The organism is Streptomyces sp. NPDC026377 (assembly GCF_055567715.1).
Genome location: NZ_JBVHPV010000010.1, coordinates 43,941 through 67,163 on the forward strand (window position 1 = coordinate 43,941; position 23,223 = coordinate 67,163).

The 23,223-nt window shown below is 73.1% G+C and carries 21 protein-coding genes; 9 read left to right on the top strand and 12 right to left on the bottom strand.

Annotation, left to right across the window (positions count from 1 at the left end; genetic code table 11):
* Positions 1 to 2: 2 nt before the first annotated feature.
* From ACZ4MU_RS21335 to ACZ4MU_RS21345, 3 genes are read right to left on the bottom strand one after another with little or no spacing between them, the layout of a single operon-like run.
* A complete protein-coding gene (locus tag ACZ4MU_RS21335) occupies positions 3 to 200 on the bottom strand; it encodes a CDGSH iron-sulfur domain-containing protein (RefSeq protein ID WP_467878826.1) in 198 nt (65 codons plus the stop codon).
* Positions 181 to 834 carry a HemK2/MTQ2 family protein methyltransferase gene (locus ACZ4MU_RS21340; protein WP_467878828.1) on the bottom strand — a complete coding sequence of 218 codons (654 nt, stop codon included), beginning with the start codon at positions 832 to 834 and terminating at the stop codon, positions 181 to 183. The genes ACZ4MU_RS21335 and ACZ4MU_RS21340 overlap by 20 nt, the downstream gene beginning before the upstream one ends.
* A gap of 48 nt (positions 835 to 882) precedes the next feature.
* Positions 883 to 1,905, bottom strand: coding sequence for an iron-containing redox enzyme family protein (locus ACZ4MU_RS21345; RefSeq protein WP_467878830.1), 1,023 nt, complete (start codon positions 1,903 to 1,905; stop codon positions 883 to 885).
* Positions 1,906 to 2,061: 156 nt separating this feature from the next.
* Between ACZ4MU_RS21345 and ACZ4MU_RS21350 the strand changes: the two genes are divergently transcribed.
* On the top strand, positions 2,062 to 2,562 hold the full coding sequence (locus ACZ4MU_RS21350) for a DUF6328 family protein (RefSeq protein ID WP_467878833.1): 501 nt from the start codon (positions 2,062 to 2,064) through the stop codon (positions 2,560 to 2,562).
* Between the two features lie 107 nt (positions 2,563 to 2,669).
* A complete protein-coding gene (locus tag ACZ4MU_RS21355; protein WP_467878836.1) occupies positions 2,670 to 4,934 on the top strand; it encodes a SpoIIE family protein phosphatase in 2,265 nt (754 codons plus the stop codon).
* A gap of 39 nt (positions 4,935 to 4,973) precedes the next feature.
* Here ACZ4MU_RS21355 and ACZ4MU_RS21360 read toward each other — a convergent pair whose 3' ends face one another.
* On the bottom strand, positions 4,974 to 7,910 hold the full coding sequence (locus ACZ4MU_RS21360; RefSeq protein WP_467878839.1) for a hybrid sensor histidine kinase/response regulator: 2,937 nt from the start codon (positions 7,908 to 7,910) through the stop codon (positions 4,974 to 4,976).
* A gap of 182 nt (positions 7,911 to 8,092) precedes the next feature.
* On the bottom strand, positions 8,093 to 8,509 hold the full coding sequence (locus ACZ4MU_RS21365) for an ATP-binding protein (RefSeq protein ID WP_467878841.1): 417 nt from the start codon (positions 8,507 to 8,509) through the stop codon (positions 8,093 to 8,095).
* A 166-nt stretch (positions 8,510 to 8,675) separates the two neighbouring features.
* On the opposite strand from ACZ4MU_RS21365, the gene ACZ4MU_RS21370 reads away from it, so the two are divergent.
* The gene (locus tag ACZ4MU_RS21370; protein WP_467878843.1) at positions 8,676 to 9,578 is read left to right on the top strand and encodes a SigB/SigF/SigG family RNA polymerase sigma factor; all 903 of its coding nucleotides are present in this window, start codon (positions 8,676 to 8,678) and stop codon (positions 9,576 to 9,578) included.
* A gap of 212 nt (positions 9,579 to 9,790) precedes the next feature.
* Here the strand turns inward: ACZ4MU_RS21370 and ACZ4MU_RS21375 are convergent, their stop codons facing one another.
* Positions 9,791 to 10,240: an ATP-binding protein gene (locus ACZ4MU_RS21375; RefSeq protein WP_467878846.1), complete on the bottom strand. Its 450-nt coding sequence runs from the start codon at positions 10,238 to 10,240 to the stop codon at positions 9,791 to 9,793.
* An 11-nt stretch (positions 10,241 to 10,251) separates the two neighbouring features.
* Complete coding sequence (locus ACZ4MU_RS21380) at positions 10,252 to 10,650, bottom strand: STAS domain-containing protein (protein ID WP_467878849.1); 399 nt, start codon at positions 10,648 to 10,650, stop codon at positions 10,252 to 10,254.
* Positions 10,651 to 10,927: 277 nt separating this feature from the next.
* Between ACZ4MU_RS21380 and ACZ4MU_RS21385 the strand changes: the two genes are divergently transcribed.
* Entirely contained in the window at positions 10,928 to 11,209 is a 282-nt protein-coding gene (locus tag ACZ4MU_RS21385) for a hypothetical protein (RefSeq protein ID WP_467878852.1), read from the top strand.
* 253 nt (positions 11,210 to 11,462) lie between these two features.
* Entirely contained in the window at positions 11,463 to 13,544 is a 2,082-nt protein-coding gene (locus ACZ4MU_RS21390) for a SpoIIE family protein phosphatase (RefSeq protein ID WP_467878854.1), read from the top strand.
* On the opposite strand, the gene ACZ4MU_RS21395 is transcribed toward ACZ4MU_RS21390, so the two are convergent.
* Together ACZ4MU_RS21395 and ACZ4MU_RS21400 are read right to left on the bottom strand one after the other, a co-directional pair.
* Positions 13,510 to 14,457, bottom strand: coding sequence for a CAP domain-containing protein (locus tag ACZ4MU_RS21395; RefSeq protein ID WP_467878857.1), 948 nt, complete (start codon positions 14,455 to 14,457; stop codon positions 13,510 to 13,512). The two genes, ACZ4MU_RS21390 and ACZ4MU_RS21395, sit on opposite strands and share 35 nt — an antisense overlap.
* Positions 14,458 to 14,811: 354 nt before the next feature.
* Entirely contained in the window at positions 14,812 to 15,642 is an 831-nt protein-coding gene (locus ACZ4MU_RS21400) for a hypothetical protein (protein ID WP_467878859.1), read from the bottom strand.
* Positions 15,643 to 16,019: 377 nt separating this feature from the next.
* On the opposite strand from ACZ4MU_RS21400, the gene ACZ4MU_RS21405 reads away from it, so the two are divergent.
* Both ACZ4MU_RS21405 and ACZ4MU_RS21410 read left to right on the top strand, forming a co-directional pair.
* Entirely contained in the window at positions 16,020 to 17,012 is a 993-nt protein-coding gene (locus ACZ4MU_RS21405) for an alpha/beta hydrolase (RefSeq protein WP_467878862.1), read from the top strand.
* A 204-nt stretch (positions 17,013 to 17,216) separates the two neighbouring features.
* Positions 17,217 to 17,615, top strand: coding sequence for an ATP-binding protein (locus ACZ4MU_RS21410; RefSeq protein ID WP_467878864.1), 399 nt, complete (start codon positions 17,217 to 17,219; stop codon positions 17,613 to 17,615).
* A 265-nt stretch (positions 17,616 to 17,880) separates the two neighbouring features.
* Here ACZ4MU_RS21410 and ACZ4MU_RS21415 read toward each other — a convergent pair whose 3' ends face one another.
* From ACZ4MU_RS21415 to ACZ4MU_RS21425, 3 genes are all read right to left on the bottom strand, one after another.
* A complete protein-coding gene (locus tag ACZ4MU_RS21415) occupies positions 17,881 to 18,738 on the bottom strand; it encodes a SigB/SigF/SigG family RNA polymerase sigma factor (protein ID WP_467878867.1) in 858 nt (285 codons plus the stop codon).
* A 213-nt stretch (positions 18,739 to 18,951) separates the two neighbouring features.
* Positions 18,952 to 19,794: a DUF1206 domain-containing protein gene (locus tag ACZ4MU_RS21420; protein ID WP_467878870.1), complete on the bottom strand. Its 843-nt coding sequence runs from the start codon at positions 19,792 to 19,794 to the stop codon at positions 18,952 to 18,954.
* Between the two features lie 130 nt (positions 19,795 to 19,924).
* Positions 19,925 to 20,761 carry an NAD(P)H-binding protein gene (locus ACZ4MU_RS21425; protein WP_467878873.1) on the bottom strand — a complete coding sequence of 279 codons (837 nt, stop codon included), beginning with the start codon at positions 20,759 to 20,761 and terminating at the stop codon, positions 19,925 to 19,927.
* 140 nt (positions 20,762 to 20,901) lie between these two features.
* On the opposite strand from ACZ4MU_RS21425, the gene ACZ4MU_RS21430 reads away from it, so the two are divergent.
* Together ACZ4MU_RS21430 and ACZ4MU_RS21435 are read left to right on the top strand one after the other, a co-directional pair.
* Entirely contained in the window at positions 20,902 to 21,108 is a 207-nt protein-coding gene (locus tag ACZ4MU_RS21430) for a DUF1918 domain-containing protein (RefSeq protein ID WP_467878875.1), read from the top strand.
* A gap of 218 nt (positions 21,109 to 21,326) precedes the next feature.
* A complete protein-coding gene (locus ACZ4MU_RS21435) occupies positions 21,327 to 23,195 on the top strand; it encodes a protein kinase domain-containing protein (RefSeq protein ID WP_467878877.1) in 1,869 nt (622 codons plus the stop codon).
* The last annotated feature ends 28 nt before the right edge of the window (positions 23,196 to 23,223 follow it).

Sequence of the window (23,223 nt, forward strand, 5' to 3'; positions counted from 1 at the left end):
CCTCAGACGCGGCGGCGGTGGCTGGTGTCGCACCAGGGGTAGGTCCGGCTGCGGCGGCAGGTGCACAGCGCCACCACACAGCGGTCGGAGAACGCGCTGCTGCCGTCCTCAAGGACGACCTCCACGGGCCCCTCCACCAGGACGGGCCCCTCGCGCCGCACGCGGATGCGGCGCGGCTCCTCACTCGGGTCGTTCGGCACGGATGACCACCAGCTCTTCCGTCGTCTCGTCGTCCTCGATCAGACCCTGCGCGCCGAGCCAGCTCCGGCGCTCGCGCAGCACCGGCCCGAAGGGGATGAACCGGCGGGCGATGACGGCCGCCTTCAGCCCTTCGGCGCGCAGCTCCCGCAGGGTCGTGTCCGGGTCGCTGAGCGCGGAGTGGACCATCAGCAGGGCGCCGCCGGGGCGCAGCAGGGGCGGTGCCTCGCCGCAGATGCGGCGCACCAGCAGCCGCCCGTCGTACCCGGCGTCCCACGCCCGTGCGGCGCCGCGCCGGGGAGCGGTGGCGGTGCGCGCGGGAACGTAGGGCGGATTGCTCAGGATGAGGTCGTAGGCGCCGCCCACGACCGGTGTCAGCAGGTCCCCGCGCAGTACGCGGACCGGCAGCCGGGCCAGCCGGGCGTTGACCCGCGCGGTCAGCACGGCGCGCCGGGAGATGTCGATCGCGGTCACCTCGGCCCCGTGCAGGGCGGCGGCCAGGGCCAGCGCGCCGGTGCCGGTGCCCACGTCGAGGACCCGGGCGCCCGGGGCCAGTCGCTCCTCGTACAGAGCCTCGGCCAGCAGGGCGGTGTCGGCCTGCGGGGCGTAGACGCCAGGTGGGGCGAGAAGAGTCATGTGCGCCGAGTGCCCGGGAATCCGAAAAACATCCCACTAAATCCTGGTTTATCCGTCCGAGCCCTGCTCAGGCCCGCCGTCGAGGGGCACACGCAGCGAGGAACGCCCCGCCCGCCAGTGGCCGAGCAGCTCCTCGCCGAAGCGGTCCTCCACGAACATCGTGGCGTCGATGCCGAACACCACATCGGCCCTCAGCTGCGGTTCCTCCTCCAGCAGGCCGCCGATCACCTCGTGCCGCACCACCTGCTCGTGCACCGCGTCGGCCTCCACGTGCTCGGTGTAGAAGAGCTCCGCGGCGGCTCCCGCACCCGCCCGCTTCATCGCCAGCGCCATCCGCCGGGAACCCGGCGACGAGGTGATCTCCAGGGTGGCGAAGTGGCCGACGAGGGCGCCCCGCAGACTCCGGTGCAGCCCCAGCAGCGACATGAGGTTGACCGTGGCGAGCATCCCGGCGGAACCGGCGTCCAGATAGCGGCCGTACGCAGTGTCGAGGCCGAGGTCCGTCATGAGGTCGGCGAAGAGCCGGGCGTGCACCCGCTCGGCGCGCCCGCCGCCGAACTCGTCGAACTCCACCGCCGCCATCCCCGCCTTCGCCCGGCCCCACAGCCGGGGCAGCACCCAGGCGTGCGGATCGGCCTCCTTCAGGTGGTACAGCGAGCGCTGGGCGGCGTACTCGCGCAGCTGCCACAGCCGGCCCTCCTCCTGGAGGTAGTGCGAGACCCCCTCGCCGTGGACGGGCTCCACGAGCAGTTCGCCCAGGGCGTCGTCCAGGTCGTGCTCACGGGCCGCGTCCCGGCGCAGGGCCGTCAGGAAGCGTCCCTCCAGCAGGGCGCGCGCGGTCAGCAGCGCGGGATCCCACTCGCAGGCGTCGTCCACCCCGGCGAAGCCGCGGTAGTGCGGCTCGTAGCAGACGTACAGCGCGAGCTGGAGGTCGTCACCGTAGGGGTCGGCGCGGCCGACCGCCCGCTCGTCGGGAAGGGGGGTGCCCTCGCCGCGCAGGTGGCCGATCACCGCGGCGGAGAGCTCGCCGCGGGCATCCGGCAGGGCGGGGCCTCGTTGATCGATGGTCATGATCTGTGGGTACCCGTTCAACGCCGTCCGCAACGGGTGCCCCAGCAGTCCCGGCGCGTCATACGCACCGGATTGCGATCCGGGAAGCCGGGTACCGATGCGTGACCACCCGTTCGGCGGGCGGTGGTTCGACGGCAACAGCGGCAGGAGGATGTCATGGGCAGCGGTGACGGCGCGCGGCGCGTGGACGACGGGCGCGACGAGAGCGCGGCGGACCGCGCGGACCGCAAATGGGGCGACCTCCTCCAGGAGATCCGCGTCGCCCAGACCGGTGTGCAGATCCTCTTCGGCTTCCTCCTCACGGTCGCCTTCACCCCGCTCTTCCACCAGCTGGGAGACGTCGAGAAGGGGATCTACATCTGCACGGTCGTCCTGGGCTCGCTGACCACGGGCGCCCTGGTGGCGCCGGTCTCCTTCCACCGGATCCTCTCCGGCCGCAACATCAAGCCGACCGCCGTCGTCTGGGCGTCCCGGCTGACCTTCATAGGCCTGGTGCTGCTGTTCGCCACGATGACCTGCTCGCTGGTGCTGGTGCTGCGGGTGGCCTCGCACGGCGGTTACTGGCCGTGGCTGGTGGGCGGCGTGGTGACCTGGTACCTGGTGTGCTGGTTCGTCCTGCCCCTGTGGGTACGGCACCGGCACACCACGGACGACTGAGGTCCACCGGGCCCGGGTCTGCTGCCCGAGAGCCGGGGGCGCCGCACGCGTAAAATCCCCAGAGAACACGTTGGCCCGCTCTCCGACCGCTCGGGACGGGAGATGCCGTGATCAAGCCGGTGCCGGACACCTCGGGGGCGGCGGGCGCGCAGACCGCCACCACCATCGCCGCGCTCTGGGCCGAGACCGAGCGGCTCCGCGCGGACCGCGCCCGGCGGCATCTGCTCGACCTGGCGACCGGCGTCCTCGCCGCGCAGCTCCGGCTCGGCCCCGCCCAGGCGCGGGAGCACCTGGAGAAACTGTCCGCGGACACCGGCGTCGGCCCGCAGGACCTGGCCGCGGACGTACTGAACGGCGTCGCGGGCGATCCCGGAGCCGTCCCGGCCGCCGGGAGCCCGCAGCCGCCGGAGGAAGCCCGCAGGACCCGCCGCGCCCTGGCGGCGGCCGAGACGCAGGAGAGCGTCGACGAGGCGGCCCGGGCCCTGCTGGAGGGCGGTCTGGCACCCCTGGGCGCCCAGAGCCTGTGGCTGTGGCGGCGTACGGAGACGGGCTGTCTGCGGCTCGCCGGCCACGCGGGGGTCGGCGCCGCCGAAGCGGTGGTGTGGCAGTGGATCCCGCCGGGAGCCCCGGCGGTCTTCCGGGCGGCCCTGGCGGACGGCGCCCCCTGCTGGCTCGGCTCCGGCCCGCCGCCGGGCGAGCCGCTGCCGGGCCCCGGGAGGGCGGCGGGCCGGGCGCTGCTGCCGCTGAGCACCCAGGGCACGGTCGTGGGACTGGCACTCGTCGTCTGGCCCGACGAGGTGGACTTCGAGCCCCGGCTGCGCCGCGCCCTCACCGGCCTCACCGAGGTGGCCGCGACCGTACTCGCCGGCGCCGAGGGCGAGCCGTCCGAGGTGCCGGTGCTGATGGACGTCCTGGACGCGCTCGGCCACCCCGCGATGGTGCTGCGGGGCGCGCCCGACTTCTCCGCGCTGTCGGTCGAGTACACCAACGGGCCCGCGATCCGCGGCCTGGGCGGCTCCGCGCCCCCCGTGGGCCAGCCGCTCGCCCTCGCCTTCCCGTACGTCCACGCCGACCTGGCCCGGCTCGCCCGGGGCGCCCACGGCTCGGCCCGGCGGCAGAGCGTGGCCCGGCTGCCCCGGATCGCGGGCGAGGCGGCGACGCCCCCGCTCCTGGACGTACGCGTACTGCCCGCGGGCAGTGACCGGACCGTGGTGCTCTGGCATGCCAGCAGCGACCCCGAGATGTCCGCGGCCCGGGCCGTCGGCCACCTCGAAGGGGTGGCGCTGTTCCGCGACAGTGTGGTGGGCGGCGACTCGGTGTGGTCCGCGCCCGCCTACCGCATCTTCGGCATCGACCGGGGCGCGGCCCCCGTCCCGCTGCTCGCCATGCGCTCCTGGCTGCACCCGGACGACGGCGACGCCCTCACCCACCTGCTCACCACCCTCACCGAACACCAGCGGGGCGCGCTCGCGGTGCTGCGGATCATCCGCGCCGACGGCACGATGCGCCATGTCCGCGTCGCGGCGGAGCCGCTCGTCGACGACGGCGTGGTCACCGGCATCAGCGGCGTCTACCAGGACGTCTCCGCCAGCCGGCGCACCGAGGCCGCGCTGACCGCGACCTTCGACCAGCTCACGGCCGTCCAGAAGCAGGCGGCCATCCGCGCCGAGACGGCCCTGCGGCTCCAGCAGGCCATCGTGCCCGAGACACCGGGCACCCAGGAGCTGCCCGGGCTCTCGGTCGCGGCCCGCTACCGGCCCGCCGCGCAGGAGTACCGGGTGGGCGGCGACTGGTACGACGCGCTGCCGCTGCCCAGCGGCCAGGTGCTGCTGGCGGTCGGCGACATCGCCGGACACGGCATCGACGCCGCGACGGGCATGGTGGCCCTGCGCAACGCGCTGCGGGGACTGGCCTTCAGCGGCCAGACCGCGGGGCGCCTGATGGAGTGGCTGAACGAGGTCACGCTCCGCACGAGCGGCGGCCCGACCGCCACCGCCCTGTGCGCCCTCTACGACCCCGGCGACCGTTCCCTGCGGTGGGCGAGCGCGGGCCACCTGCCGCTGTTGTTGCTGCGCGACGGCCGCGCCCGCCTGCTCGACGGGCCGCACGACCTGCTGCTCGGCGCGGTCCCCTCCGTGACGTACCGCGAGATCCACACACCGCTGCGCCCCGGAGACACCCTGCTGCTCTACACGGACGGTCTGATCGAGCGCCGCCACGACGCACTCGACCAGGGCCTCAAGACGCTGGTCGGCCTCGCGGAGCGGTGGAGCGGCTGCGAGGTCGACGAACAGGTGGAGCGGCTGCTCGAAGCGGCGACCGGTGACACGGACGACGACACCAGTGTCGTCGCGATACGAGTACGGCCCTGAACGCACCTTGCACGAAAGGCAGTCGGCCTTCCCGGGTGCTCACTGCCTCGTGAGGTGGTCGCGGACGACGGACAGCAGCCGGTCCGCGTCCACGGGCTTGGCGACGTACTCGTCGACCCCCGCGGCCAGCGCCTTGGCGCGCTCTCCGGGCATGGCCTTCGCGGTCACCGCGATGATGGGGAGGCGGGCGAAGCGGGGCTGGCGCCGGATCGCCGCGGTGGCCGCGTAGCCGTCCATCCCGGCCATCATCACGTCCATCACCACCAGGTCCACGTCGTCGCGCGAGGCGAGCAGGTCGATCCCGGCCTGGCCGCCGGCCGCCGTCAGCACCACCATCCCGGCGTTCTCCAGGATCTGGGTGAGCGCGAAGACGTTGCGGGCGTCGTCGTCGACGACCAGGACGGTGTGCCCGGACGGCTCCGGCGGCGCGCCCGCCGCCGCCCGAGGTACGGGCCGCTCCTCGGCGAGAGGGTCCTCGGCCCGGCCGGACGGACCGCCGAGCGGCATGTAGAGCGTGAAGGTGCTGCCCCGGCCCACCGTGCTCTCCGCGACGATCGCCCCGCCGAGCAGCCGGGCCACCTCACGGCTGATGGACAGCCCGAGCCCCGTGCCCCCGTAGCGCCGGGCGGCGGTGCCGTCGCCCTGCTGGAACGCGCCGAAGACGCTCTCCAGGCGGTCCTCGGGGATGCCCACCCCGGTGTCGGTCACCCGGAAGGCGAGCGAGGGGCCCGACGAGCGCAGGGCCTGCGGGAGTTCATCGGCGGCGGCGTTGTGGATGTCGAGCTGGACATGGCCGGTCTCGGTGAACTTCAGGGCGTTGGAGAGCAGGTTGCGCAGGATCTGGCGCAGCCGGGCCTCGTCGGTGGTGAGCTCGTCCGGGACGCCGGGAGCGGCCACGATGCGGAAGTCCAGCGCGCGTTCGGCGGCCACCGGGCGGAACGTCGCCTCCAGGTGGTCGAGCAACTGCGCCAGCGCGAACGGCTCGGGCCGGATGTCCATCTTCCCGGCCTCGACCTTGGACAGATCCAGGATGTCGTTGATGAGCTGGAGCAGGTCGGAGCCCGCGGAGTGGATGACCTCGGCGTAGTCGACCTGCTTCTCCGTCAGGTTCCCCTCCGGGTTCTGGGCCAGCAGCCGGGCCAGGATGAGCAGGCTGTTGAGCGGGGTACGCAGTTCATGGCTCATGTTGGCGAGGAACTGCGACTTGTACATCGAGGTGCGCGACAGCTGCTGGGCCCGGACCTCCAGCTCCTGGCGGGCCTGCTCGATCTCCAGGTTCTTGCCCTCGATGTCACGGTTGCGGTCGGCGAGCAGTGCCGCCTTCTCCTTCAGTTCGGCGTTGGAGCGCTGGAGCTCCCGCTGCTGTTCCTGCAACTCCTGCGAGCGGGCGCGCAGTTCGGCGGTGAGCCGCTGCGACTTGCCCAGCAGCTGGTCGGTGCGGACGCTGGCGATGAGTGCGCCGACGTTGACGCCGACGGTCTCGATGAACTGGTCGAGGAAGTCCCGGTGCAGCTCGCTGAAGGGGCGCAGCGCCGCCAGTTCCACCACGCCGAGCACCTGCTCCTCGACGACCACCGGCAGGATGATCAGCTGTCCGGGGTCGCCGTGCCCGGTGCCGGAGGCGATCGTGGCGTAACCGGGCGGGACCTCGTCGACGACGACCGTACGCCGTCGGCGGGCGGCCTCACCCACCAGCGACTGGCCCAGGAGGAAGCGGCGGGGGCCCGCTGCCGGGTCGTCGGGAGAGGCGTACGAGGCGGTCATGACCAGCTCGGTGCCGTGCTGGCTCTCGTGGGTCAGGAAGAAGGCGCCGTACTCCGCACCCACCAGCGGCGGCACCTCGCTCATGATCAGCTCGGCGAGTTCGGGCAGGCCCGCCGTGCCCTGCGCCAGCCCGGAGACCCGGGCGAGGTTGGTCTTGAGCCAGTCCTGGGCCTCGTTGGCGCGGGTGGTGGCCCGCAGGGACTCGACCATCGCGTTGATGTTGTCCTTCAGCTCACCCACCTCGCCGGGGGCCTCGACCGTGATCGAGCGGGTGAGGTCGCCCTCGGCCACCGCGCTGGTCACCTCGGCGATCGCGCGGACCTGCCGGGTGAGGTTCCCGGCCAGTTCGTTGACGTTCTCGGTGAGCCGCTTCCAGGTGCCGGAGACCCCCTCGACCTCCGCCTGCCCGCCGAGCCGCCCCTCGCTGCCCACCTCCCGGGCGACGCGGGTGACCTCGGCGGCGAACGACGACAACTGCTCGACCATCGTGTTGATGGTGGTCTTGAGCTCCAGGATCTCCCCGCGCGCGTCCACGTCGATCCTGCGGGTGAGGTCGCCGCCCGCCACGGCCGTGGTGACCTGGGCGATGTTGCGCACCTGGCTGGTCAGATTGCCCGCCATGGAGTTGACGTTGTCGGTGAGGTCCTTCCAGGTGCCCGACACCCCGCGCACGGTTGCCTGGCCGCCGAGTTTGCCCTCGGTGCCCACCTCCCGGGCCACCCGGGTGACCTCCTCCGCGAAGGAGGAGAGGCGGTCGACCATCGTGTTGATGGTCTCCTTCAGCTCCAGGATCTCGCCCCGCGCGTCCACCCGGATCTTCCGGGTGAGGTCGCCGCGCGCCACCGCCGTGGCGACCTGCGCGATGGAACGCACCTGGGAGGTGAGGTTGTCGGCCATGGTGTTCACACCGGAGGTCAGCTCCAGCCACACCCCCCGTACCCGCGGCTCCCTGGCGTGGCCGCCGAGCAGCCCCTGTCCGCCGACCTCCCGGGCCACCCGGGTGACCTCGGAGGTGACCAGGGACAGCTGTTCCACCATCCCGTTGTAGATGGTCGCGATCTCCCCCAGGAGGCCGCCGTCCTCAGCGGGCAGACGCGCGGAGAGATCCCCGTCCCGTACGGCCGTGAGCCCGGCGAGGAGTCTGCGCAGGGCGTCCTCGGCCGGGCCCGCCGGGGTGTCCGGGGTGCCGTCGCCGGGGGCGGGGACGTCCATCGCAACCTCGCATCGAGCCGTCGTCGCGCACGGCCCGTCAGTGGCGCGCGGGCGGGGGTTCGCGCGTGCGGCGAACTCGACGGGCGCCTCCACTCTGGCACGACCGGCCCGCGCCGACATCCCGGGCGCTGGCCACGTCACCCGCGGCGGTCGGCCTCAGGCGTCCGTCGCGGCGGTCGGCCTCAGAGGGCCATACCGTGCGGGCGGGGCACCGGCATCTCGAACCACACGGTCTTCCCGCGCCCGCGAGGCACCCAGCCCCAGGCCGACGACAGCCTCTTCAGCACATAGAGGCCGTGGCCCGAGGCCCTGGCGGGCCGGTGTCTGCCCTGGGGCCGCGGCTGGTCGGGGCTGTTGTCGCTGACCCGCACCCATACCTTGTCGTCCGTGTGGTCGATCCGGAGTTCATAGGGTCCGTCACCGTGCGTACACGCGTTGGTGACCACTTCGGAGACCAGCAGCAGCACGTCGTCCACGGCTGCGCGCTCCCGCGCGCCACGGGGACGGAGCCACTGCTCCAGGACTTGGCGGGTGAGATCGCGGCACTGGCCCACTACGCCGGGGCCCTTGTCCAGGCTGAACCGGCGACTCTCCGTCACGCGTTCCTCGGCTTGCCCACGATGCATACCGGGCGGGTGCCCCGCCTTGCGGTGAATCAATCGCCATCGGCATCAAACTGCTGCAAAACGGGCATCACCCAGTCAGGACGCTCGGCCGACGAACCCGCCGCCACCCGGCGCGGGCCCGCCCCGTCGAAGGAGCACCATGCGCACCGCAGCCGAAGACATCACCCGCACGCGGCCGCCGGCCGCGGCACCCGCGTCGGCGGTGCGGCGCCGCGCGCTGGACGGCATACCCGAGACCGTCCGGCCCCAGGAGCTCAGCACCCATGACGCGCAGTCCCTCTCCGAGACGATGTTCCGCCGCCTCGCCGAGCTCGACGAGGGCACACCGGAGCACGCGTACGTACGCAACACCCTGGTCGAACTCAACCTCAGCCTGGTCAGGTTCGCGGCGCGCCGGTTCCGCAACCGGGCCGAGCCGATGGAGGACATCGTCCAGGTCGGCACCATCGGCCTGATCAAGGCGATCAACCGCTTCGACGTGGAGCGGGGGGTGGAGTTCTCCTCGTTCGCGCTGCCCACCATCACCGGGGAGATGAAGCGGTTCTTCCGGGACACCACCTGGGCCGTCCAGGTGCCCCGCCGCCTCCAGGAGCTGCGTCTGCGGCTGGCCGGGGCCGTGGAATCGCTCGGCCAGGAGCTGGGGCGCCCGCCGACCACCGCCGAGCTCGCCGACCGGCTCGGGGTGCCGGAGGCCGAGGTCGTCGAGGGAGAGAAGGCGGCCAACGGCTACATGACGCGGTCGCTGGACTTCCCCGACGACGACAGCGGGGCGGCCACCGGCGCCTCGCGCAGGCTGGCGGAGGAGGAGGGTGCCTTCGAGGTCATCGACTCGCTGGAGTCCCTCAAGCCGCTCATCGCGGGCCTCACGGACCGCGAGCGCACCCTGCTGTCGCTGCGTTTCGGCGAAGAGCTGACGCAGGCGGAGATCGGCGCCAGGGTGGGGCTGTCCCAGATGCACGTCTCGCGGCTGCTGGCCCAGATCCTGGACCGGCTGCGCACGGGCCTGCTGGAGGACGCGCCCGCGCCGGACGACGGTGGATAGCCCGCCGGGTTCGCGGACGACTGCGGGTGGCCCGGGTGCGGCGGTGCGCGCGAATCGGGTGGTCCAGGTGCGGTGGGGCACGTGAATCGGGTGGTCCGGGTCCGGCGGTGTGCGTCAGTCGGGTGGTCCGGGGCCGGCGGTGTGCGTAAATGCGGTGCGATCCCGGTGGCTCGGTGGTCCGGCCGGCAGTGGCTTCCCGGCGCCGCCCTGACCTAGGGCGCGGGCGACCCTTCCGCCCACGACGGCAGCGCGACCTCCAGCCACACCACCTTCCCCGCCCCCAGCGGTGTCGAGCCCCACTCCTGGGCCAGGCGGTCCAGCACCATCAGACCGTGGCCACCGGGCAGCGAGGGCGCCCGGGGGCGGCGCGCGGGGGCGAGGGGACTGCCGTCGGCGACCTCCACCCGCAGATGGCCGCCCTCGTGGCGCAGCACCAGTTCTTTCGGGCCCCCCGCGTGCAGGCAGGCGTTGGTGACCACCTCGGAGACCAGCAGGAGCACGTCGTCCACGCGCTCGCGGTTCCCCTCCGGCTCCGCCGTGGTCCACCCCCAGTCGGCCAGGGCCCGCGCGGTGAAGTCGCGGCAGCGCGTCACCACCCCCTTCGTCCCGAAGAGTTCGAGGCGGCGGATCTGGCTCCGCCCGGTCCGGCTCGTGTCGCCCATCCACTCCTCCGCTACCCGGGCGGCCGGCCCGCGAGCGCCTCGTCCAAGTCGGCGTGGACGCGGAACACCGCGGCCGCGCCGGTGATTTCGAACATCCGTGCCACCGGCGGCTGGAGCGCCGCCAGTTCGATGACGGCGCCCTGTCTCTGCGCGACCGACGCCCGCGCGCGCAGCAGCACGTTGAGCCCCGTCGAGTCGCAGAACCGCAGACCCGCGCAGTCGACCACGATCCGGGCCGGGGACGCCGCGATCTGCTCGGCCAGAGTGGTGCGCAGCGGCTCCACCGTGTCGTGGTCCAGCTCGCCGGTGAGCGAGAGCACGGCCGCGTCGCCGGTCCGCCTCGCCGTGACGGCGAACCGTCTGTCCCCGGCGGCGGACCCGTCGTGCCCGTCGCTCGTGTGCGGTCTCATGGGTTCACCCGTCCTTCGCCACTACTAGTGGTGCTCCGCGCGCCGGTGGGGCGCCTGTAGGGAGAGTGCCCAGTGATCGGCGCTCTAGTGCCGCCGCGGGCGACGTCGGTGCCCGGGCGGGACGTGCTCGTGGCCGCCCCCATCGTCCCCGGCCGGTTCCGCTTCCGCGATCCGTGCGGCAGCCGGGTGAGCACCGGCCCGCACCCCGTTTGAGCCGCTCTCCCAGGGTGACCCGGAAGACAGCGTGAGAAACCCGCGGATCGAGAGAGAGGCACCGATGGGCATCAGCGACAGTGCGGCCAGGCTCGCGGCCGAGGCGGACATGAAGCAACGCGCCGAGGGGGCCACGCGCCGGACGGGCTCGGCGGCGTCCGGGGCCCAGCGGGCGGTCGGGCAGGCGGGCCGCGCGGCCCGGGACCTCACCCCGGCGCCCGTACGCCGGGCGGCGACGGTGGCGGCGATGGCCGTGCGCGTTCGCCCGGGGCAGCTCGTCACGGCCGCGGTGGCCGTGACGGCGGTGCTCTTCGTGCTGGGGCGCCGGAGCGGCCGAAGGAAGTGACCGAGGGCGGCAGGGAGCCGCCCCCCGCGCCGGAGCCCCACCGTTCGGCGCAATCGGGCCGGAGGCCCCCGGGGCCGTACCCCGAGCGGCATCGAGGGCGCCTTCGGCCCCCGCCGGCCCCACCGACGGCCCCCGCCCGGTCGCACGCCCGGGCGTCGGAGCGCAGCATGGAAGGCGGAAAGTCGTGCCGATCGGCCTGGACCTGGTCAGCGGGCGTGACCCGCGCAGGGGCGTACGGGTGAGGAGGCCGGTGATGGCTGATGCGCAGTCCTTCCCGGCCCGTGCGGGGGCGAGAGACCCGTCGCTGGTGGCGGGCGGCCTGCTGGACGTGCTCGGGGTGGCCGCGGTCGTCCTGGACGACGAGGGCCGCATCCGGCTGTGGAGTCCCGAGGCCAGGCGGGTGTACGGATACACCGCCGAGGAGGCGCTCGGGCAGTACGCCGCGAAGCTGCTGGTCGCCGAGGAGCACCGCCATGTGGTGCTGGAGCTGTTCGGCCAGGTGATGTCCGGCGACGGCACCTGGGCGGGGGTCTTCCCCATACGGCACAAGGACGGCAGTACGCAGCTCGTCGAGTTCCGCAACGTACGCCTGGAGGCCGACAACGGTCGGATGTTCGCGCTCGGCCTGGCCTCCGAACAGGCGACCGTGCGGCGGGTGGAGCGCGATCTGGCGCTGTCGCTGCGGCTCGTGGACCAGTCGCCGATCGGCCTCGCGGTCCTCAACACCGACCTGCGGTACGTGCTGGTGAACGCCGCTCTGGAACGCATCAACGGCATCTCCGCCGAGGAACACCTCGGGCGCCGGATCGTCGACGTCCTGCCGTTCCTGGACGGGGCCGCCGTCGAGGAGCGGATGCGCGAGGTGATGGCGACGGGGCGGCCGGTGCTGGACGAGTTCACCACCGGGCGCACCCCCGCCGACCCCGAGCGCGACCACGCCTGGCTGGTGTCGGTGTACCGCCTCGACGACCAGGCCGGCCACGTCCTGGGGGCCGCGGTGTCCGTCGTCGACGTGACCGAGCAGCACGAGGCCGCCGTCTCCGCCGCCCAGGCCCGGCGCCGCCTCTCGCTGATCGCGGACGCCTCGGTGCGCATCGGCACCACCCTCGACCTGGAGGTGACGGCCCGCGAGCTGGCCGACGTCGCCGTCCCGGAGGTCGCCGACATCGCCGCCGTGGACGTGCTCGACACCGTCCTGGCGGGCCCCCGGCCCGGGGAGGCGGACAACGGCGCCGTGCGGTTCCGCGCGCTCGCCCTCAATGCCGCCTACCCGACCGAGGCCACCTCCGCGGCCGACCCGGTCGGCGATGTGGCCCTGTACGGCCCCACCCGGCTGGTCACCCAGTGCGCCCGCACCGGCCGCCCGGTCCTCGTCCCGAAGGTGCGCCCCCAGGACCTGCCGCGCATCGCCCGCAACGAGGACGCCGTACACCTCCTCGCCGCCGCCGGAGTCCACTCCTACCTGGCCGTCCCCCTCATCGCCCGCGGCCAGGTCCTCGGCGCGCTCGACCTCAAGCGGGCCCGCAACCCCGCGCCCTTCAGCAAGGACGACGTCCTGCTCGCCACCGAACTCGCCGCCCGCGCGGCCGTGTCCATCGACAACGCCCGCTGGTACCAGCGCCAGCGCGACACGGCGCTGACGCTCCAGCGCCATCTGCTGCCCCAGCGCCCCGCCGACCCCCGCGGCCTGGACATCGCCTACCGCTACCAGCCGGCCGCCGCCGACGACGAGACCGGCGGCGACTGGTTCGACGTCATCGCCCTCAGCGGCGACCGTACGGCGCTGGTCGTCGGCGATGTGATGGGCAGCGGCATCAACGCCGCCGCCACCATGGGCCAACTGCGTGCGACGGCCCGCGCCCTGGCCCGGCTCGACCTGGACCCGGCCACCGTACTGACCCATCTGGACGCCGCCACCGCCGACCTGGGGGACGCGACGGCGACCTGTGTGTACGCCCTCTACGACCCGCACACCCACCTGTGCCACATCGCCGTCGCCGGGCACCCGCCGCCGGTGCACCTGCGGCCCGGCCGCGCACCCCGGCTGCTCGACCTGCCCACCGGAGCGCCGCTGGGCGTGGGCGGCGTCCCGTTCTCGACCACCGCCGTCAGCCTCGACCCCGGGGACGACCTCGTCCTGTACACCGACGGCCTGATCGAGACCCGGGACCAGGACATCGACACCCGTCTGGCCACCCTCACCGACCTGCTGACCGGCCCCAGCCGCCCGCTGGAGGACGCCTGCGACTTCCTGCTCGCCGCCCTGCGCCGCCCGGACACGCACGACGACGTGGCCCTGCTCATCGCCCGCGCCCGCCCGCTCGAGGCTTCCTGAGACGGGGCGTCCCGGGGGCCGGGCGGCGCCGCCTCACCTCCGGGCGCCGAAGTCCTGCGTCCACCACGGACCGCCGGGGCCGCTGTGGTCCCCACCCCCAGCTCCTTGAACGCGCAGTTGAGGATGTTCGCGCGGCGCGCCCGGGGCTGTGCATCCAGGAGTTCATGACGCCGGCCGGGGTCTGCTGGCCCCGGGCGATGTTCTCGCCGTAGGTGGACCACTGGTATCCGGCGGCGTGGACGCGCTCGCCCGGGCCCGCCCCGCTCGGGTCGGTGTGGTCGAAGAAGTTCTGGGCCGCCATGTTGTCGGAGTGGCGCTGGGCGGCGGTGGCGGCCCGGGCGTCGTCGGTGACGGGGCCGCAGCCGTTCTTGGCCCGCTCGCTGTTGACCAGGGCGATCACCTGCTCGGCTGGCGAGCCCTGCTGGGTGAGACCGTTCGGTACGGCGGGGTGTGCGGGGCCCGGGGCCGCGCGGCGGCGCCGGGCACGGTCCCGGTCGCGGCGCAGCTCACCCCGGGTGACCGGCTCGGCCGGGGCGTTCCGGCGCCGGGCAGACTGCCGGTGGCGGCCGGGCGCCTGCGGGCGCGCTGCCGTACCCGCCGGCGTGGATGGCGCGTCAGCGTAGGCGATGGGCCCGGCGCCCGGCGCCCGGTGTGCGGACAGGGCCGCGAAGAGACCGGCCGCCGAAGCCACCGGCACCGGCGCGAGCCCCGCGAGCAGCCCTGCCGCCGGTATGAGTCCGTCGGCGAGCCCAGAGCAGCCAGGGCACGCACGTGTGTGCCGGGTGACGCGCTCGCGCCACAGGGCGCAGGGCACACCGTCCCAGACCGAGAGGAGCCCGGTGAGCTCGTGGCAGCGCGGGGCGCCCGCGAGGGCGCGCACCGCCTGGCGTGAGGCGTCGAGCCGCTCCTTCATGCCCTGGACGCGTACGGCGGTGTGCTGGGGGGACAGGTCCAGGGAGCGGCGACTTCGGCGCGGGTCAGATACCCGGCCGTCTCCAGCCACCACAGCGAGAGCAGCCCCCGGGCCGTCCCGGGGCCTTGACCGACTGCTTCTCCGCGGTGGGAGACGGGTGGGGGAGTGGCCGACAACGAAAACCGCGGAAGGTCTTTCCTCCCGGTACGGCTCGGATCGGTCACCGGAGCCGACGAGGGGGTGGACAGGGGCACGGGGCTCGGCGGACGGGGTGCTGTCCGCCGGGCTCCGTGCGGCTGGTGCCGTACGGCGAGAAAGTCGTCGACCCGGTCCGACCCCGGCGGATGAGGAGTGTCAGGCTGTGACGGGGACGGCGTCGGCGGCGGGTGTCCCGGCGGTGCCCTTGGCGGGCGCGGTGTAGAAGACGGAGCCCTGCTTGCGCTCGCGCTCCAACTCGCCCTTGGCGACGAGGGCTTCGAGGGTGTTGCGGACCACCTGGGGGCTGGTCTTGCGGTCCGGGTGGGCGGTGGTCAGTTCGGTGAGGATGTCCGCGACCGTACGCGGCTCCTGGTGGCCCGCGAAGAGGCCGAGGACGACGTCCCGCAGGGTGGGGCCGGAGGTCTCCGTCCTGCCCCGGGACGCGGTCTTCGCCGGGGCGGTGTTCCCGCGCGGGGTGCGGGCGGGCTTGGACACGGGCTTGGCGGCCGACTTGGCCGTGGCGGTGACCTCGGACGTGACCCCGGTCTTCTTCGAGCGGGGGGTGGGCACCTTGGCCGGTGCGGCCGTCTTCGCCGACGTGCCGGAGGTGGCCTTCGTCGTCACGGTCCTCGCGTTCGCGGTTTTCCCGGTGTCGGCCTTCGGGGTGCCGGCCTTAGGGGTGTCGGCCTTCGACGACGTGGCCTTCGACGAGGTGGCCTTTGAGGAGGCGGACTTCGAGGAAGCGGACTTCGCGGGGGTGCGCTTGCCCGCGGTGGCCGTCCTCCCCGCCGCGGCGGAGGCGCCGGTGAGGGTGTGGTGCATGGTCTGGAGCAGGCCGTGGTCCCGCTCCAGGGCTTCGAGGCGGCCCTTGAGGGCGTCGAGTTCGGCGCGGATACGGGACTGGTCCTGCTGGTTGGCTTCCAGATCGGCGGTGACCCGCGCCGCGTACTGGTCCTTGATGGTGGTGGTGTCCGGCTCGTCCGCCATGGGATTCCGCTTTCCTCGTGCTGAATGGTGCCGCCGGATGCCGGCCCTTGCTGCGGGCACAGCACAGGCGAGTAGGCAAAAGATACACACCTTACCCAAACAACCGCAGCCCGTCTGAATCGCCTGCACACTAAAGAGTTGGTGAGAGAAACTCCCATATCCCCCTGCGGGCCGGTTCGGTGGCCGCCGGGGGAGTCGGCGGACATGGGTGAGTGGGATCACAGGGTGTTCCGGGGAACGACATGGCCCCTGTGCGCATCTGTTCGCCCGGAGCGGGGATTTCGATCGGCGTGTGTGCGGAGGTACGGCGCGGGTGGCTCTTTCCCGTCCGGTGCCGTCCTGTGCGGCGCAGTGCCCATCGAATTCGGAGTTGGTGTATGAAGCGCCCGTCCACGGCACCGGTTGCGGTGCTCGCTCTCTGCTCGGCCCTGTTGCTCGCCGGCTGTTCCGACGAAAGCGACCCGGTGAGCTTCGGCGACCAGACCGCGAAGCCGACGAGCCGCAGTCAGGCGCCCAGGAACAGCAAGGTGCAGTTGCCGACCAACCCGCGCGAGTGGAGTGTGCAGCGGGAACTCGCCGACGGCACCAAGGTGGTGCGTACGACGCTGAAGGGCCGGAAGTCGGGCTTCGAGGGGAAGGTGTGGGCGTGGGCCCCGAAGCAGTACTTCGAGGAGAAGTACAGGAACAGCGCCTTTCCCGTGCTGATCGCGCTCCCCGGCAGCAACGGGTATCCCAGCAACTACTGGTACGGCGCCGACCTCAAGCTCCAGGAAACCATCGCGGAGCAGTCGCGGCAGGGCCGGAGCCTGCCGTTCGTGGTGGTGATGCCGGTGCTGAACGCGGACAAGAAGAACTACTACGACGGCAGTGACATACCCGGCCAGCCGAAGATGGGCACCTGGATGTCGGACGACGTCCCAGATCTGGTCCGGGAGAACTTCCGTACGTTCAAGGACCCCAGGGGCTGGGGTTTCTTCGGCTCCTCCTCGGGCGGTTACGTCGGGATGAAGATGATGCTGCAATACCCCCGCCGGTTCGGCGCCGCGATCGCCGGCGGCCCCGACACCCGCCCGGACTCCCCGCTGTGGAAGGGGCACGAGAAGGAGCAGCAGGCCAACAACCCGGAGCAGCTCGCCCAGGATCTGATCAACCAGGGCGGTCCCACGGTGAACCTTTCGATCATGCTGGGCACCAAGGAGTCGGGTCAGCGCAAGGTGAAGGATTTCCTCGCCAAGTACGGCAAGGGTCCGGTCAAGACGAATCTGTATATGATCCAGAACGGTCACCACAGCGGACGGCAGTACGCGAAGTCCCTCGGCGACGGTCCTCTGGAGTGGATCAGCAAACGGATGCTCGCACCCTCCTCGTAACGGCCGCCGCCTGTCACGCCGGTGTGACGGGCATCACCAGCATGATCCCGGTACCTCAGGGCACCTGGAACCCAAGGCCCCGTCGCGTCCCCCGTCGCGACGGGGCCGCCCCTGGCGAAAGCGAGGGGATTGACGTGTGGGAACCCTGGGCAGGTGCGCAGGGGCTAGTGCGGGCGGTTGCGCATGCGGGACGGGGGCAGTGACGTGAGCGAGGAAACGGCTCCGATGTGGAGGACCGGTCTGGTCCCGGTCGACGCCGCGGAGGCGCGCAGGCGTGTGACGGACCTGCTGGGCGCCGCGCTGGAGCGGGCGTCGACGCGGGACCCGGCGGTGGCGGACGCGCTCCTGGTGACTTCGGAGCTGGTGACGAACGCGCTGCGGCACGCCGGCGGTGTGACCGCCTTCGAGGCGATGGCGGACCGCGTGGGCCTGCGGCTGGTGGTCGAGGACGCGAGTGACGCGCTTCCCACCACGAAGGAACCCAGCGAGGACTTCACCCCCGGCGGTTACGGATGGCCGATGATCTGCCGTCTGGCGACCAGCGTCACCGTGAGCCTGCTGCCTGCCGGAGGCAAGCGCATCCAGGTCTTCCTCCCGCTGTGAGCGGCGCCGTAACCGTCTTCGCGCTGCCGCGCCCCCGGCTCTTCCTCCGGTGACGTCCGGGCCCCGGGACCGTCGCCCCTTCTTCCTGAGTGAGCCGAGCCCTTCCTGAGTGAGCCGAGCGATCGGGTACCGATCGGTGTGATCCGAGCGACCGGGCACCGACGCGAGCGAGCCGGCGTCAGGACGCTCGGTTGCGTCCTGACGCCGGCTCGCTCGTGGTATCACGCCGGTGGTGCGGCACGGCGCCGGAGCGCCGACGGGATCATCAGGCGATGACGCCCATGCCGGTACGGAGCTTGGTGAGGATCCGGCGCAGGATGCGGGAGACCTGCATCTGCGAGACGCCGAGCGTCTCACCGATCTCCGCCTGGGTGCGCTCCTCCACGAACCGCAGATGCACGACGAAGCGCTCGCGCTCGGTCAGCGTGTCCATCGCGGGTGCGAGGGCCTGGAAGTCCTCGACCAGCTCCATGGCCGGGTCCTCGCAGCCGATGATGTCGGCGAGGGCCGCCTCCCCCTCCTCCTCGTTGCCGGACAGAGCCGCGTCGAGGGACGAGGAGTGGTAGCCGTTGGCGGCCAGCTGGGCCTCCAGGACCTCCTCCTCGCTGATGTCCATCAGCGCGGCCAGTTCCTTGACCGTGGGGGAGCGGTCGAGGCGGCTCTCCAGCTCGGCCCGCGCCTTGCCCAGCTCCGTGCGGCGCTCCTGGAGGCGGCGCGGAACGTGCACGGCCCAGGTGGTGTCACGGAAGAAGCGCTTCATCTCGCCGACCACATAGGGCACCGCGAACGTGGCGAACTGCGTCTCGCGCGACAGCTCGAACCGGTCGATGGCCTTGATCAGTCCGATCATGCCGACCTGGACGACGTCCTCGATCTCGTCCGCGTACTGGCGGAAGCGCCGGGCGGCGAAGCGCACGAGCGACATGTTCATCTCAATGAGCGTGTTGCGCGCGTACTGGTAGGCGGGCGTGCCCTCCTCCAGAACCGCGAGCTGCTCGAAGAAGAGGCGCGACAGCTCCCGTGCGTCCCGCGGCGCGAGCTTGTCGGGGCACTCCACCAGGGGCAGCTCGGGCGCCACCTGGCTCCGCGGACCCGCCATGGTGCTGACCTCGACCGTCGTCATGATCTCTCCCTCGATCGACCTGTACAAGCTTCCAACGCGTACCAACGCGAGGAGCGTGTACCCGGGATCTCACCTCCCACACGGTCCTTTTTCCGATCCGCTGGAAAATGTCGCCAAGGGCGGCGCCCCGGCGTGGAGAATCATGACCACGCTCTCGGGTGAGGCCCGCCGCCCTGCCTCCCCGGGCAGCTGCGCGGGCCCCTGTCCGTCGGCTCAGAACTTGCGCCAGCGGGCCATCGCGAAGGAGAACAGCCCGAAGAGTGCCAGGCCCGCGGCCACCACCATCAGGAGCCAGGGGCCGACCGGGGTGTGGGTGAAGGAGCGCAGGGTGTCGTCCATACCCTTGGCCCGCCCGGGGTCGAACTCGAGCGCCGCCCACAGGGCGAAACCGCCCGCGGTGGTGAAGACGGCGCCCCGCGCGATCCCGCCCGCCACACCGGTGCAGTCCACCACCCGGCGGGTGCGCTCCGACATCTCGTCCAGCCGCATCCGGCCGTGGTACTTGCGCAGCGCCGCGCGGCCCGCGATCCACACCCCGACCACGATCGCCACGACCCCGGCGGCGCCGACCATCCACCGCCCGCCCGGCAGATCGAGCAGCCGGGCCGTGACGTCCTGGGAGGCGCGGTCGCTGGAGCCGCCCTCGCTCCGGCGGTCACTGAGCGCGTACGTGGAGACGGTGTACGCGACGAAGCCGTAGAAGACGCAGCGCGCCGCGGAGAGCAGACGCTTGCGCGCCTTGCGCCCGTCGGTTCCGGCGGCGCCGAAGACCGCCTCGGACAGGCGCCACAAAGCCATACCCGCGAGCGCCACCGCCAGCGCCCACAGGAGGAACGTCCCCATCGGCCGGTGGCCTATCTCCGCGAGCGCCCCCTCCCGGTCGGCCTGCCGGCCACGGTCGCTGCCGCTGGCCACCCGGGCGGCCAGCAGCCCCACCAGCAGGTAAATGACCCCACGCGCCACGAACCCGGCCCGCGCGGCGCCCTCGACCACCGGACCCCGAGCCGCCTTTCGCGCCCGCATCCGACCGGACGCCGTCACCGCTCCCACCTCCACGACCCACCTCCCGATGTGCGAGTGCCCCGGCCCGCCCCCGGCAACCCCCCGCCACCCGCCCGGGACCGGGTGCGCGCCTGACGGCGACCGCCGCGCGCCCGCACACGGTCGTGCGCCGCGTGCCTCCCGGTCAGACGAACATCGCCGCGTGGTCGGCCGCCCACCGCGCGAACGGCAGCGGCGGCCGCCGCAGCACCCGCCGCGCGGTCCCGGTCGCCGGGGAGCCGCCCCGGGCGGCCGCGGTGACGAACTGCACGATCGAAGCCGCGATCTCGGGCGACCCGAACCGCGCGAACTCGCGGCGCGCCTGTGCCTCGCTGAGCTCCTCGACGCGGATGCGCCGCCCCGCGGCCTCGCCGATGAGCTCCACCTGGCGGCGCTGCGACAGCAGCTCGCCGCCCGTGAGCAGGTCGCTGAGCCCGGCCGCCGGGACACCGGTCAGCGCCGCGACGGCGGTGGCCGCCACATCGCGCTCATGGATGGGCGCCATCACCGCCTCCGGTTGCAGGAGCCGGACCACACCCTCGGTACGGATCGAGGACGACCAGGTCAGCGCGTTGTTGGCGAGGACGAGCGGCCGGATCGGGGTCCAGCACACCCCCGAGGCGGCGAGTGCCGCCTCCATCGCCCGGTGCTCCTCGGCGATCGCGTTGCCGCGTGCGTACGGCAGGAGGACGCTCCCGGAGGAGAGGGCCACCACGTGCTCGACGCCCTCGGCACGGGCGGCGGCCGCGAAGTCCGCCATGCCCGCGCCGGTCGCGTACACGAACACCTGGCGTACGCCCCTGAGGGCGGCCGGAAGCGTCGACGGTCTGTCGAGGTCGGCCGCGACCACCGGCACCCCCGCGGGCAGGTCCGCCTTCCGCGGGTCGCGCGCCGAGGCCCGGACCGGTTCCCCCAGGGCGAGGAGCTGGTCGAGCACGTGCCGTCCCACGCTTCCGCGCGCTCCGATCACCAGGGTGGTCATCCGCGTCCTCCTAGGTCGGGAGCAGTGTGGGCGGGGATGTCCGACAGGGCAAGGAGGCCAGAGCGGACTCGCCGGGTCGGACAGCCATGAACAGTCATAAAATGCAGGTACCGACCAGTCCGCTTCCGAGGGAGGCCTCGATGCGAGCGACCGAGGGTGACCAGCTGGTGCAGCACGGCAGGGTCGTGGGCCAGCACGACCGTACGGGCGAGATCGTCCAGATCCTGGGGGACGACGGCACACCGCCCTACCGCGTCCGCTTCCCCGACGGCCATGAGTCGATCATGTCGCCGGGTCCCGACTGCGCGGTGCGGTCGGGGAGTGAGCGGAGGGAGGGATACCGGTAGGAGGGATTCCGGCAGCGGGGGCGTCGGCTCGTGCCCCGAGTGGGGGAGGTCGTCCTGAAATCGCCCCCGCACAAGCCCACTTGAAGAATTTTCTCGTACGCCCGTTCCCCTCTTACGGGAACCTTTCCCGGCGGGAACCTGTCATCCATGGGAAGGTGTCGATCTCCCTGGAGTGACGGGTGGGGCACCGGGGGTGGACGAGTGAAGGGGGCACGCCGGTGGGCGGGGAGCACGGGGTCGATCTGAGCGGCAGCGGAGCGGAGCCGCTCGCGCCGGACGACCCTCGGCGGATCGGCTCGTTCCCGCTCGTCGGAAGGCTGGGCTCCGGGGGGATGGGACGGGTGTACCTCGGGGTGGCCTCGGGCCGGTACACCGCCGTGAAGCAGGTCCTGCCGCTCCTGGCCGAAGACCAGGACTTCCTGCGCCACTTCGGGCACGAACTCGACAACCTGGGCAGGCTGCCCACCGGTGTCAGCGCCGCGCTCCTCGCCACCGACCGCACCGCGCGGCCTCCGTGGTTCGCCACCGAATACGTTCCCGGACTGACCCTGGACGCCGCGCTGGGGCTCAACGGCGGTCCACTGCCCCGCGAGGCGCTCTGGTGGCTGCTGGCGGAGATGGCGTCCAGTCTGGGGGCCGTGCACTCGCGCGACATCGTGCACCGGGACCTCAAGCCCTCCAACGTCATGCTGACCCTGGACGGGCTCACCCTGATCGACTTCGGGATCGCGCGCGCCGCGGACCAGAGCAGGCTCACCCGGACCGGCATGGTCATCGGCACGCTCGCCTACATGGCACCCGAACAGGCCGCGGGGAGCGTCCGGTTGACGGGGGCCGCCGATGTGTTCTCCCTCGGCTGCCTGCTGGTGTACGCGGCGACCGGGCGGCCTCCCTTCGGCGAGGGGGCCGGGCACGCCCAGCTCTACCGCATCGTGCACGAGGAGCCCGACCTCGAACCGGTGCGACGCGTCGACGCCGAGCTGGCGGCGCTGCTCGAAACCTGTCTGGCGAAGAACCCGGCCGCCCGGCCCGCCGCGGCCGACCTGGCCCAACTAGCCCGCGAGAAGGGGCCGTCCGGTTCCCCGACGTGGCCGCCGGTCGTCGCCGAGCGGCTGGCGGAGCGGGCCGCCTTCGCCGCGAAGGTGCCGGACCCGGCCGAGTTCACCCGTTCGACGGTCACCCTCCGCCCCGCCGCCGGGCCGGAGGCGGGCCTGGTCCGGGACGCGCCCGCCCCGAAGAGGCCTCGGGAGCGCCGCCGTGTGCTGCTCGCCGTGGTCCCGGCCGTGGTCGTCGTGAGCGGTACGGTCATCGGCGTCAGGCTCCTGCCGTACGAATCGTCCCCGCACGACGCGGCCGGGCCCTCCACCGGGGCGTCGGCCCCCGCCGCGCACTCCGCCGGACCGTCCCGGGCTGCCTCCACCGGGCAGGCGACCCGCTCGGGCGCCCCCTCGTCGGCCGCCCCCGCCGCCTCGCCGGGCGCCGCCTCCCCGGGCCCCGGGGGAGCTTCGGCGGCCCCGGGCACGACCGCCGCGCCCCCGGCGGGCCGGCAGCGCCCGGGAAGCGCGGCAGGAGGCGGCGGCGGGAGCGGCTCGGGCGGAGGCAAGGCGGGTGGCGGGGGCACTCGCACGGACCGGCCGCCGGCCGACCCGCCGGCCCAGACCGGCGGCGCGATCGGCTCGCCCGGCACCTTCCGCGTCAAGAACGTCTCCAACGGCCAGTGCCTGAGCAGCGGCGGCACCAGTGCGTCGTACGGACCCTGCGCGCCCACCGCCTCGTACGCCTGGACCTTCTCGTACGCCTCCGACGGCACCTTCCGGCTGGTCAACCGCTCCAGCGGCTACTGTCTGGTGGGAGGCAGCGACTTCGGCGGCGGTGACGAGTTCACCGGCTACGCCACCGCCTTCCCCTGCGGCCAGACGGCCGGCGGCCAGCACTGGCGCATCGGCGCCCGCACGGCGTCCGGCGCCACCATCAAGAACACCTCGAGCGGCGCGTGCCTGGAAGCGGGCGGCAACGGAGCGATGGTGACCCGGTGCGACTCCGGCCAGCACGCCCAGCTGTGGGTCAACGGCGGTGCGGCTTCATGACGCACACGAATCGGGGGCAGCGCGCCGG

Bases quoted from the DNA above. Each gene is read 5' to 3' on its own strand.
- ACZ4MU_RS21380 (WP_467878849.1), bottom strand. From the start codon at position 10,650: ATGAGACCGCACACGAGCGACGGGCACGACGGGTCCGCCGCCGGGGAC.
- ACZ4MU_RS21340 (WP_467878828.1), bottom strand. From the start codon at position 834: ATGACTCTTCTCGCCCCACCTGGCGTCTACGCCCCGCAGGCCGACACC.
- ACZ4MU_RS21395 (WP_467878857.1), bottom strand. From the start codon at position 14,457: ATGAAGGAGCGGCTCGACGCCTCACGCCAGGCGGTGCGCGCCCTCGCG.
- ACZ4MU_RS21350 (WP_467878833.1), top strand. From the start codon at position 2,062: ATGGGCAGCGGTGACGGCGCGCGGCGCGTGGACGACGGGCGCGACGAG.
- ACZ4MU_RS21370 (WP_467878843.1), top strand. From the start codon at position 8,676: ATGCGCACCGCAGCCGAAGACATCACCCGCACGCGGCCGCCGGCCGCG.
- ACZ4MU_RS21425 (WP_467878873.1), bottom strand. From the start codon at position 20,761: ATGACCACCCTGGTGATCGGAGCGCGCGGAAGCGTGGGACGGCACGTG.
- ACZ4MU_RS21405 (WP_467878862.1), top strand. From the start codon at position 16,020: ATGAAGCGCCCGTCCACGGCACCGGTTGCGGTGCTCGCTCTCTGCTCG.
- ACZ4MU_RS21385 (WP_467878852.1), top strand. From the start codon at position 10,928: ATGGGCATCAGCGACAGTGCGGCCAGGCTCGCGGCCGAGGCGGACATG.
- ACZ4MU_RS21360 (WP_467878839.1), bottom strand. From the start codon at position 7,910: ATGGACGTCCCCGCCCCCGGCGACGGCACCCCGGACACCCCGGCGGGC.
- ACZ4MU_RS21400 (WP_467878859.1), bottom strand. From the start codon at position 15,642: ATGGCGGACGAGCCGGACACCACCACCATCAAGGACCAGTACGCGGCG.
- ACZ4MU_RS21375 (WP_467878846.1), bottom strand. From the start codon at position 10,240: ATGGGCGACACGAGCCGGACCGGGCGGAGCCAGATCCGCCGCCTCGAA.
- ACZ4MU_RS21430 (WP_467878875.1), top strand. From the start codon at position 20,902: ATGCGAGCGACCGAGGGTGACCAGCTGGTGCAGCACGGCAGGGTCGTG.
- ACZ4MU_RS21345 (WP_467878830.1), bottom strand. From the start codon at position 1,905: ATGACCATCGATCAACGAGGCCCCGCCCTGCCGGATGCCCGCGGCGAG.
- ACZ4MU_RS21415 (WP_467878867.1), bottom strand. From the start codon at position 18,738: ATGACGACGGTCGAGGTCAGCACCATGGCGGGTCCGCGGAGCCAGGTG.
- ACZ4MU_RS21390 (WP_467878854.1), top strand. From the start codon at position 11,463: ATGGCTGATGCGCAGTCCTTCCCGGCCCGTGCGGGGGCGAGAGACCCG.